Origin of the sequence: Arenibacter sp. ARW7G5Y1 (assembly GCF_003201775.1) — a bacterium.
GTDB lineage: Bacteria > Bacteroidota > Bacteroidia > Flavobacteriales > Flavobacteriaceae > Arenibacter.
The window spans coordinates 289,032-304,491 of the sequence record NZ_QJJZ01000005.1 but is presented as its reverse complement, the minus strand read 5'-3'; the positions used below and the strand labels follow the sequence as shown (position 1 = coordinate 304,491).

The following is a 15,460-nucleotide window of genomic DNA, read 5'->3' as shown; positions in this document are numbered from 1 at the left end:
CTGTTATTTTATTGTTCTTTTGTGATGAAATATCCCTATTTGGGATTAAAAGAGCGTTTATTTGGATTGGAGGGCTTTTTCAAACTCGATCTTATACCCCAGGGAAACCGGAATTTTTTCTTCTGGCACATGTTGGATACTTAAGAGATATCCCTTTTTGGTTTTCTTTGCGGTGTTGATATGTACTGTGTTGACCATATAGGATCTATGGATGCGGATTAGCTTGTTGTCCTCAATGATTTCCTCCAGTTCCTTGAAACTCATTCTAATGAGTTCCTTGTTGATTTTTTCCCCTGTGAAATAGAAAAATTCCAAATAATTGCCTGCGGATTGTATATATAATAGCTGTTTATATTTAATGGCCAATACTACCTTATTGTTCTCTCCATTCAGAATCAACAATGCATTGTTTCCTTCTGCATTGGTACTTTTGGTTTTAAATTGTATTTCCTCTTTAAACGAGGATAATTTTTGCTGGATCTGGGCATACCATAAAAAAAGGGTATATGGTACCACTACTACAAGACCTATTTGTTTAAACGTAATTAAATATTCCGAAATCTGTTCCTGCGTTGTTCTCGCTGGCGGACTATAGACAAGATCGAATATAAGGGCCATTAAGCCCACTTCCATAAGACCCCATGGTAACAAGCTATAAATTTTAAATCTTTTGGGCCCCAAGGAAGTACGGATTATAAACTGACTGAAGATTAGCACGCTAAAGCCAATAAGGATAAATTCTGCATAATAATTTTTGCCCCATTTATTTATATTGTAAGGGGCGTAAATGTTTATGAAAATGAAAGAATATAAACAGATAAAGCCAATCAAGAGTAGTTTGCTCCCAGCCGAATCCAGATAGGGGATATCCTGTCCTAATATTGCTTCTATACGCTTCCTCATAAGCCGGACCGATTACAAAAACAAGACATGGTAATTTTAAGGTTTTCTTGGTTCGATTGATTTGTTGGCTCCAATCTAGTGAAAATACTTTTTATAGGAATACTCTCGGGAAATTATCTTTTCGGAACCAGTTGTTAAGTGTAATATTAAATAAATTTTAGTGATATGCATGCGATGGGTTACAGGGAATGCCCAGGTGGATGATACCAATTTATTAGGAAATTCCCGAGAATTATGAACCTTATCATATAGTCTATGGTTGATGATCGGGGATAGATCCCGCCTTTTTTCGGTGGGATCTAGGTTCAATACCTTTTATTTTTGGAATTTTGTCTTAAGACACTTGTTTTCATATCGGCATATCTAGGGTCCGGAATATAATCCTGTTTTTGCATTTTTAAGACTTCTATGCTCAGGAAGCCAAATTCACTGACCACTTTTCCATAAAACCGATAAATACCTCTTCCCCTGAAGAAATATTTTGCGGCTATGGGTGGAAAAAGTACAGTATCAAAAACTTCCCCATGTTGATCTACCAAGGTGGCAAAATTCATACGGGTTCCTTGGTGGGTCCTTGTATTTTTTACGGTTACCAGATAACCGTATATGTCAATATTCCTACCTAGATAAGACTCCAGATCTCTTTTTCCAAGGGTGTTGCTGGGCGGTTCCGCCAAAATATCGAACGGGCTGCATAGGGTAAACCCCATAAGTTCCAATTGGGTAAAAGCCATTTCCAGGTCCGTGGCGTATAGTTTTGGGATTTCGAAATGTTGCTGGGAGGCATTAAACAATTTGGGGTGGTCCAATTTGGTATTTTTGGATAGTGATAGATGGGCTTGCCAAAGAAGTTCGTGCTTATTGACCCCTGTGAATCCAAAGGCGCCGATACGGATAAGGATACTCAATTGTTCTATGGATATAAAGACCCTATCCAGAAAATTGGTCAACGACAAAAATGGGCCATTGGAGTTTCTTTCAGTTATAATATGCTCTACTACTTTTTCTTCCAAATCCCTGAGGTACATATACCCGAGGTATATATCTTTTCCATAAATACAATTGGCCATAAAGCTTTTGTTTATACAGGGAGAATTTATATTGGCTCCCAGCATGCGTGCTTCGTGGATATAGAATTCGGCACTGTAAAAGCCGCCTCCATTGTTCAGCACGGCCACCATATATTCTAGAGGATAATACGCTTTTAGAAATAAGGTTTGATAACTTTCAACGGCATAGGAGGCCGAATGGCCCTTGGCGAAGGCGTAGCCGGCAAAACTTGCGATCTGGTCCCATATTTCAAAAATCAGCTTATCGTCATAGCTCTTTTTTCTACAATTGTCCACAAACTTATCCTTCACCTTTTGGAACTCATCCCTAGAGCGAAACTTACCACTCATACCTCGTCTCAGGACATCTGCCTCGCCCAGGGTGAGGTCGGCAAAATAATGGGCTACCTTAATTACATCTTCTTGATACACCATTACGCCATAGGTTTCTGGCATAATGGACAGCATTACCGGATGTGCCCTTTCTTTGGCCCGTTGTGGGTCTCGATGGCGTAATATATATTCGCGCATCATCCCACTTTTGGCCACTCCGGGGCGTATTATGGAACTCGCGGCTACCAATCCCAAGTAATTATCTACCTCCAATTTCTTCAGCAACATTCTCATAGCAGGCGATTCAACGTAAAAGCACCCCATACATTGGGCGCTCCTTACCAAGTTGTTGATGATGGGGTCGTTCTTAAACCGTACAATGTCATGGATATCTATGCTGCCAATTTCGGATGGTTGGTTATAACTTACTATTTCCAAGGTCTCTTCAATTTTGGCCAGACCGCGTTGGGATAGGATGTCAAATTTAAAGAGGCCTACATCCTCTGCTATCACCATATCGAATTGTGTGGTTGGATAGCCCTTGGGAGGGAGGTGGGTGGCAGAAAAATGATGAATGGGTTTTTCGGTGATAAGGATGCCCCCGGCATGGATACTTAAATAATTGGGCATTCCTTGGATTAGTTGCCCGTACTTAAGAACCAATAAAGCCACTTCATCCAATTCGGAAACATTATATTTTCTGTCGCATAGTATGTCTATTTCCTCCTTGGGTAGTCCAAATACCTTACCCAGTTCGCGCACAACTCCTTTTTCCTGAAAAGTAACATAGGTACCCAAGAGTGAAACGTTGGAGAAACGCTCAAAGATATATTGGGTCATGGCTTCGCGGTCTTTCCATGAAAAGTCCAGGTCAAAATCGGGAGGGTTTACACGGTACAGGTTAATGAAGCGTTCAAAATACAGGTCCAGTTCAATGGGGTCTACATCGGTAATATGGAGTAGGTAAGCCACTATACTGTTGGCGCCACTTCCCCGGCCCACATAAAAGAAGCCCTGTTTTTTAGCATGGGAAACAATATCCCAATTAATGAGAAAGTAGGACACAAAGCCCATTTTTTTTATCAAGTCCAGTTCCTTTTGGAGCCGCTCCAGTATTTCCGGACCTATTTTGATATGTTTGTACCTTTCAGGTAAACCTTTTTGGCATAATTTTTCCAAGAGAGCCTCGTCCTTTTTAGTATCACCAAGGTATGAGATAAGGTTTTGTGGTTTTCTATTTTCGGAAAAATCAAAATAGATATTGCAGGACTGCATTAATTGTTCGGTGTTTTCCAAAATAAATTTATACTCGGAAAAAGCGGATAACAGATCATTTTTGGAAAGCATTTTTTCTTCGGGATCGGCTTCCTGATTTTTGGGCAATTTGCTTAGGAGGATGTTATTGTCAATGGCACGTAGTAGTCGGTGAGCGTTAAAATCGCGTTTATTGCGAAAAGTAACCGCTTGTTGAACCACTAATTTGTCTTTGTGATCCATTATTTTACTAAAGGGTAACCTTCTAAGATCATTAATAGATATGCCTATGAACTCATGCTCCAAAAAAGAGTCCTGTTTATTCAGTAATACTTGTTCGAAAGGATATATTACAAAAGCATGCTTGAAAATAGGGGCTCTAGAAGCAAATTTTTTGTCATTGTGCAAATGTTCGGACAAGAAATTGTTCAATTCCTGGTATCCGTCGTTGTTTTTGGCCAAACCAATAAAACACTGATCTACCCCGTTTCTGAAATCGATTCCAAGGATAGGTTTAATGCCTTTTTCCTGAGCCTTTCTTACAAAGTTCAATCCAGCCGAAGTGTTGTTGATATCGGTAAGTGCCAATTGATCTATATGGTTCTTTCTTGCCAATTCCAGTAATTCCTCCTCGGATAGGGTTCCGAATCGAAGGCTGTAATATGTATGGCAGTTTAAGTACATTTCTTGGCATTAGGGTAAAAAGGGTCCGATAATGGTCAATAGGTTAAACACCGGAAGCGGTATAAACACCTTAGTGTACACCTTGAAATTTTGGTCATCAATGGGCTTCTTGACTGGGCAAATCTCCCATGACCAATATTTAATTAGTTGGCTTTGCTCCTATTTTCCCATTTAAGGTCTTTTAGTAAGGAGCTCTTAATTCCAATAAAGAAATACCAGCGTTTGTACGTACCAAAGGGTGTCCAGTTGAAGTTCATTCTAAAACTTTTAAGGTCCCTTTCGAACCGGAGTTGGGTTAGGGTAAATCCTTTATTTTTGAAATCATAACCGGAAGAACCACCTATTTTCCATCTCGGGGAAAGTTGAATGTTTCCGGAAAACATTAAGGAATGGCTACCAATGGTGTTTTGTCTATTGGAATTGCTGTAGTTTACGGCGTATGCTAATCTTAGATCCCAAGGCAATTTTGTGCCATACACTGGGTTTTCCACGTCTCCGGAATCCTTATCCCTTTCATCTTCAGGCCTATTCTCGTTAAAGTCGTTGGCCCTTCCAAAAAGGTCGTCATCCCTGCCACCGCTTGCTGCTACATAATCGTATTCATCTTTATCGTCCTCCTTCTTTTCGTCTTTCTTTTTTCCAAAAGTTTCACTGCTTAGCGAATAGCTTAGGTTGGCTCTTGCTGTGGTAAGCCTCAATAGGCTTCCGCCATTGTCCACATTAAAGGTGTTTATGCGGGTTCCATTATTATCTATGGCATAGGGGTCCAGACTGGCACCAAAGTTAATGGCCATTTTATTGTTGAGAATGTTGGTTCCTCCACTGAGGTTCAGGGGACTTAGCTTTAAGGAATCGGCCTCAAAATTATAGCCGGTTGAGAGGTTAAGGTTGCTTAGAAGCGATATTTTTTTCGGTTTAGTGGCCGTGGAATCTTTGTCGCGCACCTTCGCTTCAAATTGGTTGCCCAAGGAAAAGCTCATTGAACTGGACTTGTTTAGGCCCGGAGCGCCGTTTAAGGTGCCTTCAAACCTGCTATATAATTCCAATTCATCATCGGCACCAATATAGCTGTCATAATATTGATCGAATGAAGGCGTATAGCCATAACTAATGGAGGGACGCATAACGTGCCGTATGGCCTGAATTTTTTTATCCTCTCCAAAGTTTACCAAACCGTACAAGGTGGTACCGATACTGGCGCTAAAATTATAGGTGCCATAGCGGTCAAATCCATTGATGGTATCCGTGACAACTTCCCTTTTTGTGTCCAGATCATAGCCCCGCTGATAGGTTTCTATGGCCCAAACATCCTCATAGGAGCCACCTACACTTACGCTAAAATGTTTGGCTACTTTGAAATTGGTGCTTAGGGGAATGGTACTTCTGGCACCGAAACGGGAATTTTCGAACATTCTACTCGTTAAAAAATCCTCTTCCGTTGTAGAAATACTATTTCTGGCGTTGAGGTTGTATTGAAAGTTTACATTTTGAATGATACCCTTTTTAATGCCTTCGCGTGGCGCAAAAGGGAATATACGCTCCATACTGGCTTGCAGGGTAGGCAAGGTTACATCCACTACCCCGGTATTGGTATTTTGGTTATGCGTGGCCGTTAAACTTAGGTTTACGGAAGGATATTCGGGGAACGTCTTGGAGTAGGATATAGAGGATGATAAATTGTTTACCTGGGTGTTCGGTAGGTTCTGCTGCAACAAGGAATTCCTATAGTAGGAACTACTACCAAGGTTTACCGAGGCTTGAAACCTGGAATTTGGGTTGCTTTTTGCATCTTGGGCATGTGAGACCTGTATATTGTAAATGGTGGATCTACTGTAATCACTAAATCCTTTTTGACTTGTTACTAGATTTTCATATCTAAAATTCACATTTCCCCTATACTTATATCTTTTGCTATATACGGATTGGGATCTAAGTCCATAACTACCATTGGCATATAGATCGCCGGTCAAGGTAATATCTACATAATCGTTTATGGGAATATAGTATCCCCCGTTCTGCAAAAAATATCCCCTGGTAGGGTCACTACCAAATGTAGGCATCATTACTCCTGCCGTTCTGCCAACGGTTAAAGGAAAATATGCAAAAGGAAGTGCCACGGGGGTTGGTACATCGGCTATATATAGGTTGCTAAATCCGGCTATAACCTTCTTTTGGGGTACAAATTTGGCTTTTTTTACACGGATATAATAATCTGGGTTTACAGTATCCTTGGAGGTTGTAAGCTTGCCTTCGCTAAGGAAATAAACGGAATCGTTTTCTTTTTTGGTTATCTCGGCATAGACCTTCATGGCATCGCTGCCCAATTGACCCAATCCGGCCTGTTGTTCAGTTCGGGAATTCCAAATTATTGCTTTTTGGGAATCAAAATTAAACCGTATGGAGTCTGGGATCACCTCATTTGTTCCCTGTTTAAAAAAAGGCAATTGCGTATAATTCCCTAGAGAATCCTTGATGCGCCCGGCATAGACTTCATTTTTTATATAGTCCATTATAATGATTCCGGCCTTTAATTCGGTATCCTGATAATAGAGTTCGGCTTCGTTATAAAGATATATTTTTTGATCTTTTTGACTCATCTTCACGTAATCCTTGGCCTTGTATTTTATTTTGTCCAGAAGAAGCGGCTTTTTACCGTTTAAAGAGTCTACTTTTGTAGTATCTGTTAAAAGGGTATCCTGCAATTTGGGATCGGGCAAAAGGGGAGCTTTTATAGTATCTCTAAAAGCAACAATGGGCAGGGGCTTGATTTGATCTTCTTGGGCAGATGCAGTAAATGCACCAAATAATAGGAGCAATAGGAAAAGTACATGATGTTTATTTGATTGCAAAGCTATATATCCTATTTTTGTAACGGTTTAGCTACATTTTGGGTTCAAACTTACATATATTTTTTGTTCCGCTTGTAGGGTATTGCAATAAATTTAACCTAATTAAAAGATCAAATTATCTCTAGTTATATGAATATGAAACGGTTTTATATTATTCCATTTATAATTTTAACATTTTTCCTGACCTCTTTTGATAAAAATATGGAGACCGATGACAATGACGGAACATTTGTCGTGGTTTTGGATGCAGGGCATGGAGGACATGATCCTGGCAATTTGGGGAACGGATATTTGGAAAAAAATATAGCCTTGAAGATTGTTCTAAAAGTAGGGGAAATTTTGGAAAGGAACCCCAATATCAAGGTTATCTATACGCGTAAGGACGATACTTTTGTGGATTTGTACCGCAGAGGTGAAATAGCCAATAAGGCCAACGCGGATTTATTTGTTTCCGTGCATTGTGATTCCCATAGTTCCGATGCCCATGGGGCGGGCACTTTTGTTCTGGGGTTGCACGCCAATAAGCAAAACTTTGAAATAGCCAAGAAGGAAAACTCGGTAATTTATCTGGAAGATAATTATGAGAGTCGATATGCGGCCTACGATATTAATTCCCCGGAATCCATCATTGGGCTCACCATTATGCAAGAGGAGTTTCTGGATCAAAGTATCAACCTTGCCAAGTTGATGCAGGATAATTTTTCAAAAAAATTGAAGAGAACGGATAGAAAAGTGAAGCAAGCAGGTTTTATAGTTCTCCACCAGACCTTTATGCCCAGCGTTTTGGTAGAAACCGGCTTTTTGACGAATAAGGATGAAGGGGCCTATTTGAATTCTCCAAAAGGACATAATGAAATGGGCAAGGCCATTGCCGATGCTATTTTAGCCTATAAGGGCGAGATGATTTCGGGTTCGGATCAGATAGCTATGAACAATACCCCTGTAGCCCCTGAACCAAAGCAGGGGGAGGTTAAGAAATCGGCCGAAAAATCTGTGGCCAATTCAGGGGAAAAGAAATCTGAACAATTGGTGCTAGAGCAAAAACCTGTAAAGAATATTCCCAAGACAGTGTTAGTGGTAAAGAATGAAGCGGATAATACTACCAAGGAAATAGTAAAGGAACCAATTAAGAAAGAGGAACCCAAGGCAGTTGAAAGCGAGACCAAGAAATCTGAAAATATTATTTTTAAGGTTCAAATTTTTGCAAGTTCAAAAAATATTCCATTGCATTCGGAGAATTTTAAAGGGTTGAATACCTTGTCCAAAGAGCCTTACAAAAATTTATATCGCTATATGTACGGGAATACGGATTCCCATTTCCAAGCCACACTTCTTAAGAGCAACGCAGATGCCAAAGGGTATAATACATCCTATATCGTAGCTTATAAGGATGGGGTGCGTATTTCTGAAACGGAGGCTCTTAAATACGTTTCTGAATAATAGTCACTCTTCTAAAAATTATTTCTAATTTTGTTAGGAACTGAAAATAAAAGCTTTTGAAAATATCTAGGGAAATAAAAACGGGTATTATAGTCTTGGGGGGTATCCTTTTATTCATACTTGGTTTTAGTTATTTAAAATCCACACCTCTTTTTGATAATAGCAAAACTTTCTATGCGGTATATCATCATGTGGGAGGTTTGCAATCCGGCACCCAGGTTACCATCAACGGTTTCTCGGTAGGTACGGTAAACGACATAAGATTTAATGATGCCTCTGGGAATCTATTGGTCACCTTTACGGTAGACAATAGCTTCTCTTTTTCCAAAAACAGTAGTGCGGAATTGTACGACACGGGAATCATAGGAGGAAAGGGAATACAGATAAAGCCCGTTTTTGACGGTGCCGACATGGCAAAATCAGGGGATACACTGCCATCCAGTACCAGACCAGGCCTTACGGAATTGGTACAGCAACGCCTGACACCCTTGCAAATGAAAGTAGAAGGAGCGGTAACCAATGCAGATTCTTTGTTGATGAACTTTAATGATATTTTGGATCCAAAAACCAAAACGGACTTACGGGAAAGTATTGCTGGATTGAACCTATTGGTGAAAAGTTTTCAGGGAAGCGCTAATTCCTTAAACCAAATCCTATCGGAGAACAAGGATGATCTGGACAAGTCAATCACTAATTTGGGGACCATTACCGATAACTTTAGCAAACTTTCGGATACATTGGCCAATGCCGGATTGGGCCAGACGATAAAAGGACTTGAATCCACCATGGGGAAAATTAATGCTATGATGGAGAAAATAGAAGGAGGTGAGGGTTCCTTGGGAAAATTGGTAAACGACAAAGCGCTTTATAACAATCTAGCCGACGCCTCTAGGGAATTGGATTTGCTATTGCAGGATTTTCGCCTAAATCCAAAACGTTATGTAAATGTTTCTGTATTTGGTAAAAAACAAATAGACTACGCCATTCCTGAAGAAGATCCGGCTGAAAAATAGAGAATCACAATATGGATTATATTCCTAATATTATTTTTGCAATTATACTTTTTGCGGGAATTGGATTTTTTGCAAAAAATATTAAAAAGCTGGCCCGTAATATTAAATTGGGCAAAGCCGCCGACACCAGTGATAATAAATCGCAACGATGGAACAATATGTTCAGGATCGCACTGGGACAGACCAAAATGGTTGTACGGCCCATACCTGGAATTCTTCATATCATAGTTTATCTAGGTTTCATTATTATTAATATTGAAGTATTGGAGATCATTATAGATGGTCTTTTTGGAACCCATAGGATATTTGCCTTTCTGGGAGGATTTTATAGTTTTTTAATCGGATCATTCGAAATACTGGCCTTGTTGGTCATTGTAGCGGTGGTTATTTTTTGGATCCGCAGAAACCTTATTAAGGTGAGGAGATTCCTCAACCCCGAGATGAAGGGTTGGCCAAAAAAAGATGGAAATTTAATTCTTTATATAGAATTGATCCTGATGATACTTTTTCTGACTATGAACGCGGCTGATTATCAATTGCAGCAAATGAACGTGGCGCATTATACCAAAGCAGGGGCTTTTCCTGTGAGCCAGTTTATAGCTCCCATGTTTCAGGAAATGTCCGTTTCCTCTGTCATAGGGATAGAAAGATCGGCTTGGTGGTTACATATTGTAGGTATTTTAATGTTCTTGAATTATTTATATTATTCCAAACACTTACATATTTTGCTGGCTTTCCCGAATACCTATTTTGGAAAGTTACGACCCAAGGGACAGTTCGATAATTTGGAGGCCGTGACCAAGGAGGTTAAACTTATGATGGATCCTACTGCGGACCCATTTGCTGCACCCGATGGGAATGCAACGGTACCTGAAAAATTTGGCGCATCGGATGTAATGGACCTGAAATGGGTGCAATTATTGAATGCGTATACCTGTACGGAATGTGGTCGCTGTACCAGTGAGTGTCCTGCCAATCAAACGGGCAAGAAATTATCCCCTCGAAAAATTATGATGGACACTAGGGATAGGTTGGAAGAAGTTGGCAAGAATATTGATGCCAATAAAGGAGAGTTCGTTGCAGATGGAAAACAATTGTTGGGAGATTATATAACCCATGAGGAACTTTGGGCCTGTACCTCCTGTAATGCTTGTGTTGAGGCCTGTCCCGTTAGTATAGACCCTTTGTCCATTATTATGGATATGCGTCAATATTTGGTTATGGAGCAATCGGCCGCACCGTCGGACTTAAATAATATGATGGGCAATATTGAAAATAATGGAGCACCATGGCCATTCAACCAAATGGATAGGCTTAATTGGTCCAAGGAGTCATAAAGAAATTACCGTTATCATGGAAAATGAATTGAGAGTGCCTACTATGGCAGAACTTTTTGCAGCAGGTCAACAACCGGAAGTATTGTTTTGGGTGGGCTGTGCCGGAAGTTTTGATGATCGGGCAAAAAAAATAACCAAGGCCTTTGTCAAGATTTTGAACAAGGCCAATGTTAGCTTTGCTGTTTTGGGTACCGAAGAAAGCTGTACGGGAGATCCTGCCAAAAGGGCCGGTAACGAATTCTTGTTTCAAATGCAGGCAGTGACCAATATAGAAGTTTTAAACGCCTATGCGGTAAAGAAGGTAGTAACGGCCTGCCCTCATTGTTTTAATACCATAAAAAATGAATATCCGGGCCTTGGAGGTAATTACGAGGTGGTACATCATACCCAATTCCTAAAACAGTTGCTGGATGAAGGCCGTATCAGTATGGAAGGTGGTAAGTTTAAGGGGAAAAGAATTACTTTTCACGACCCGTGCTATTTGGGGAGGGCCAATAATGTATACGAAGCTCCACGGGATCTGATTCGCAAGTTGGATGCCGAATTGGTAGAAATGAAAAATTGTAAAAAACGTGGATTGTGTTGTGGTGCCGGTGGTGCCCAAATGTTCAAGGAGCCGGAAAAGGGTAGTAAGGATATTAATATTGAGCGCACAGAACAGGCCCTGGACATTAAACCGGAAATAATTGCCGCCGGGTGCCCGTTTTGCAACACTATGTTGACAGATGGAGTGAAAAATAAGGAAAAAGAAGCCACTGTGGCGGTAATGGATATTGCCGAATTGATTGCCAGTGCAGAGGATTTGTAAATTTGTCTTAACGATTAGCCCAATATCCCCGGATTACCAAGAATGGATAAAACGGAGATTACAAAATAAAAGTATATAACCACACTTTAGAATTAGACAGACCAAGATCGGAACCAGGTAGAATAGAACCGAACGATAATATTAATTGGAGAATCGTTTGGGTGAACATTAAAAATTTAATAAATGCTCGTAGAATTTAACACATTACCGGATGAATCTAGAGTTTGGATCTTTCAGGCCAGTAGAAGTTTTTCACAAGAAGAATTACAGCAACTAAGACAGGAACTGGATGCCTTCATTGCAGAGTGGACCGCCCATGGAAGCGATTTGCGTGCTGGCTATGAAATTAGGTATAACAGGTTTATTGTCCTTGCATTGGACCAAACCCTCAACGCTGCTACAGGGTGTTCCATAGATGCTTCCGTACGCTTTATTCAGCAACTGGAGCAAAAATACAAGGTGGAACTGTTGGATAAAATGAATGTTTCATATAAACAGGGCGATTTTGTGGCTTACAAACCCTTGGTCGATTTCAAAAAAATGGCCAAGCAAAAGGCCGTTTCCAAGAACACCATTGTATTTAATAATTTGGTGACCAATAAACACGAATACCAGAATCATTGGGAAGTACCGGCTGAAGAAAGCTGGCACGGTCGTTTTATGTAAGCTGCCCTGGTTGAAAATACAGCTCAACCATAGATTTAGGCTGTTATTCGAATAAGTGTAATAATTCAAATAATTCTTAGTTACCATCAGAGATGGATTTTTTTATGCGCATAATTTACCTAATATTACTATTTTCAATATCAATATACACTGTACAAGGTCAAATAAACCCTTTGGTTACCATGGATACTTTGGTTCAACGTAACTGGGTAGAGACCACCTATAGTCAAATGTCCCTCGATGAAAAATTGGGACAGCTGTTCATGGTTATGGTTACTTCGGATCAGGATAAGGCCAGTACGGAAAAAACAAAAAAGTTGATCAAGGATCAACATATTGGGGGAGTTATTTTTTCCACGGGCGGTCCCGTTCGCCAGGCGCTATTGACCAATGAATTTCAAAAGAATGCGAAAGTTCCCCTCATGATAGGTATGGATGCGGAATGGGGTCTGGCCATGAGATTGGATTCTACCTATGCCTTCCCATGGAATATGACCTTGGGGGCCATAAAAGATAATTCCCTAGTGGAAAGGGTAGGAAACCGGATCGGCAAACACGCAAAAAGATTGGGAGTGCACATTAATTTTGCCCCTGATATCGATATCAATATTAATCCTCGTAATCCAATAATTGGGAATCGATCCTTTGGTGAGGACCGCGAAAACGTGGCCCAAAAAGGGATTTCCTTTATGAAGGGCATGGAAAAAGCGGGAGTATTATCTAGTGGGAAGCATTTTCCCGGACACGGGGATACAGCAGTGGATTCGCACAAAGCCTTACCGGTAATAGATTTCACAAGGGAGCGATTGGACAGTATAGAATTATATCCCTATAGAAAACTGATTAAGGAGGGACTAAGTAGTGTAATGGTTGCACATTTAAGTGTGCCGAGCCTAGAAATAAAAGAAGGTTACCCATCATCACTATCCGAACAGATTATTGGGGATGTATTACAGGAACAGCTTAACTTTAAGGGATTGGTATTCACCGATGCACTAAACATGAAGGGAGTATCCAATTTTGCCAAGGAAGGCGAGGTGGAGCTGTCCGCATTTTTGGCAGGGAACGATATCCTATTAATGCCTTTGGATGTTGCCAAAGCCAAGTCCAAACTTATGGAAGCCTATAATAAAGGAAGGATAACGGAAAATAGATTGGCTACTTCCGTGAAGAAAATACTAATGGCAAAGTACAAGGTGGGCCTTCACAATTATAGGCCCATAGATATCAAAAATCTATATGAAGATCTAAATTCCTTGGAGGATGATCTGCTTTACGAAGAGGCTATTGAGAATGCCATCACAGTGGTGAAAAATGACTTTTCCTTATTGGCGATCAAAAAGTTGGAAAACAAGAAAATTGCTTATGTGAAATTTGGGGATGCCGAAAGTGATCCTTTTCTAAAGGAATTGAATAAATATGCTACCGTAACACAGATCAACGCTAAGGATGTAGCGACCTTGAAGCAAAAGTTAAGTAATTACAATCTGGTAATCGTTGGTCTGCACAAGAGTAACGAAAGCCCTTGGAAGGCCTATAAATTTACCAAAAACGAACTCTCCTGGTTAGGGGAAATAGCAAGGGAACGTACTTCCAATCTTATATTGGCCGTATTTGCAAAACCCTATGCCCTTTTAGACGTGCCGATTTTTGAAAGTATAGACGCGGTGGTCGTTGGATACCAGAATAGTAAATTGGCCCAAGAAAAAACGGCGCAGGTGATCTTTGGAGCCCTTCCGGCCAAAGGGATTTTGCCTGTTAGCTCCCATGCCGACTTTCCAGTGAATACATCCATTCAGTTGGAATCTTTGAAGCGGTTGGGATATAGTTTTCCGGAAAGGGTGGGAATAAGTTCCAGCAAATTGGCAAGAGTGGATGAGATGGTTAAAAATGGAATCGACTCCTTAATGTTTCCTGGAGCACAGATTGTTGTTGCCAGAAAAGGAAAAGTTATTTACAACAAAGGGTTTGGAAAGCCCACCTATGATTCGAACGAAAAAATAACCCCGGACCATATTTATGATTTGGCTTCCATAACCAAGATATTGGCAACCTTGCCCATGGTAATGAAAATGGAGGAGGAGGGCAAAATTGCTTTGAATAATACCTTTGAGGAACTTATACCGGACTATTCCAATTCCGACTTAAAAAATGTCACCGTCCTTAAGGCACTGTCGCATTACGGTAGATTACCTGCTTGGATTGCCTTTTATATCGATACTTTGGATGACAAAAGAAAACCTTCCAGTGAATTTTACAGGCAGCAGCCGACCAGTGGTTATTCCCTAAAGGTGGCAGATCAATTGTACATTAAGGATGTTTATAAGGATTCCATCTATAATAGGATTGGTAGACAACACCTTAAGTCCAATAGATATCGATATAGCGATATAGCTTATTATGTAATGAAAAAGTATATTGAGGATACTTATAAAGAGCGGTTGGATAGCTTGGCCGAGGATTTTTTGTACAAGCCTATCGGTGCCACACATACCGGATTTAATCCATTGGATAAGTTTTTAAAGGGAGATATAGTACCCTCGGAAGAAGATAATTATTATAGGTACCAGACCGTACAGGGCTATGTTCATGACATGGGGGCGGCTATGCAGGGGGGAGTAGGCGGTCATGCCGGACTATTTAGTAATGCCAATGATGTTGCTAAAATTATGCAGATGTACCTGCAAAATGGTTATTATGGGGGCCAACAGTTTTTGGAGGCCAGAACAGTGAAGAAATTTAATACCTGCTACTTCTGTGATCAAAATGTGAGGCGTGGAATAGGTTTTGACAAACCGGAAGTTCGTGGTGGGGGACCGGCCTGTAGTTTGGTTTCCAGAAAAAGTTTTGGACATAGCGGGTTTACAGGAACCTACACATGGGCCGATCCTGAAAAGGATTTGGTATATGTTTTTTTATCCAATAGAACTTACCCCTCGGCTTCCAATACATTGTTGGTCAAATCTGGGTTGAGAACGCGGATTCAGAAGGCCATTTATGAAGCGATAATAAATTAAATCTTTACTTTGTAAAAGTATTGACTGGGGTTAAGGAATATCAAGTACTTATTTTGTTTAAAGCGATTTGAAATTTTATTCCTATTTAACCGACTAAGACTTTTTTG

The 15,460-nt window shown here is 40.3% G+C and carries 9 protein-coding genes; 6 read left to right on the top strand and 3 right to left on the bottom strand.

Annotated features, from left to right (window positions below):
* Positions 1 to 57: 57 nt before the first annotated feature.
* The 3 genes from C7972_RS09970 to C7972_RS09960 form a co-directional block, all read right to left on the bottom strand.
* A complete protein-coding gene (locus tag C7972_RS09970; protein ID WP_110356013.1) occupies positions 58 to 903 on the bottom strand; it encodes a LytTR family DNA-binding domain-containing protein in 846 nt (281 codons plus the stop codon).
* A gap of 305 nt (positions 904 to 1,208) precedes the next feature.
* On the bottom strand, positions 1,209 to 4,223 hold the full coding sequence (locus C7972_RS09965) for a DNA polymerase III subunit alpha (RefSeq protein WP_110356012.1): 3,015 nt from the start codon (positions 4,221 to 4,223) through the stop codon (positions 1,209 to 1,211).
* A gap of 143 nt (positions 4,224 to 4,366) precedes the next feature.
* Complete coding sequence (locus C7972_RS09960; RefSeq protein WP_110356011.1) at positions 4,367 to 7,072, bottom strand: putative LPS assembly protein LptD; 2,706 nt, start codon at positions 7,070 to 7,072, stop codon at positions 4,367 to 4,369.
* 129 nt (positions 7,073 to 7,201) lie between these two features.
* Here C7972_RS09960 and C7972_RS09955 point away from each other — a divergent pair, with 129 nt between their 5' ends.
* The 6 genes from C7972_RS09955 to C7972_RS09930 all read left to right on the top strand — a co-directional run bounded on the left by C7972_RS09955 (position 7,202) and on the right by C7972_RS09930 (position 15,353).
* Positions 7,202 to 8,512, top strand: coding sequence for an N-acetylmuramoyl-L-alanine amidase (locus C7972_RS09955; RefSeq protein WP_181422851.1), 1,311 nt, complete (start codon positions 7,202 to 7,204; stop codon positions 8,510 to 8,512).
* A 56-nt stretch (positions 8,513 to 8,568) separates the two neighbouring features.
* On the top strand, positions 8,569 to 9,525 hold the full coding sequence (locus C7972_RS09950) for an MlaD family protein (RefSeq protein WP_110356010.1): 957 nt from the start codon (positions 8,569 to 8,571) through the stop codon (positions 9,523 to 9,525).
* Between the two features lie 11 nt (positions 9,526 to 9,536).
* Positions 9,537 to 10,862, top strand: a complete 1,326-nt coding sequence (locus C7972_RS09945; RefSeq protein WP_110356009.1) for a (Fe-S)-binding protein — start codon at positions 9,537 to 9,539, stop codon at positions 10,860 to 10,862.
* 16 nt (positions 10,863 to 10,878) lie between these two features.
* Positions 10,879 to 11,670 (top strand): (Fe-S)-binding protein, encoded by a 792-nt coding sequence (locus C7972_RS09940; RefSeq protein ID WP_110356008.1) that lies wholly within the window; start codon positions 10,879 to 10,881, stop codon positions 11,668 to 11,670.
* A 183-nt stretch (positions 11,671 to 11,853) separates the two neighbouring features.
* Positions 11,854 to 12,336 (top strand): ABC transporter ATPase, encoded by a 483-nt coding sequence (locus C7972_RS09935; RefSeq protein ID WP_110356007.1) that lies wholly within the window; start codon positions 11,854 to 11,856, stop codon positions 12,334 to 12,336.
* A gap of 104 nt (positions 12,337 to 12,440) precedes the next feature.
* A complete protein-coding gene (locus C7972_RS09930; protein WP_110356081.1) occupies positions 12,441 to 15,353 on the top strand; it encodes a glycoside hydrolase family 3 N-terminal domain-containing protein in 2,913 nt (970 codons plus the stop codon).
* Positions 15,354 to 15,460: the final 107 nt, after the last annotated feature.

Excerpts from the sequence above, each read along its gene's own strand:
- C7972_RS09970 (WP_110356013.1), bottom strand. The coding sequence starts at position 903 with ATGAGGAAGCGTATAGAAGCAATATTAGGACAGGATATCCCCTATCTG.
- C7972_RS09945 (WP_110356009.1), top strand. The coding sequence starts at position 9,537 with ATGGATTATATTCCTAATATTATTTTTGCAATTATACTTTTTGCGGGA.
- C7972_RS09965 (WP_110356012.1), bottom strand. The coding sequence starts at position 4,223 with ATGTACTTAAACTGCCATACATATTACAGCCTTCGATTCGGAACCCTA.
- C7972_RS09940 (WP_110356008.1), top strand. The coding sequence starts at position 10,879 with ATGGAAAATGAATTGAGAGTGCCTACTATGGCAGAACTTTTTGCAGCA.
- C7972_RS09930 (WP_110356081.1), top strand. The coding sequence starts at position 12,441 with ATGCGCATAATTTACCTAATATTACTATTTTCAATATCAATATACACT.
- C7972_RS09935 (WP_110356007.1), top strand. The coding sequence starts at position 11,854 with ATGCTCGTAGAATTTAACACATTACCGGATGAATCTAGAGTTTGGATC.
- C7972_RS09955 (WP_181422851.1), top strand. The coding sequence starts at position 7,202 with ATGAATATGAAACGGTTTTATATTATTCCATTTATAATTTTAACATTT.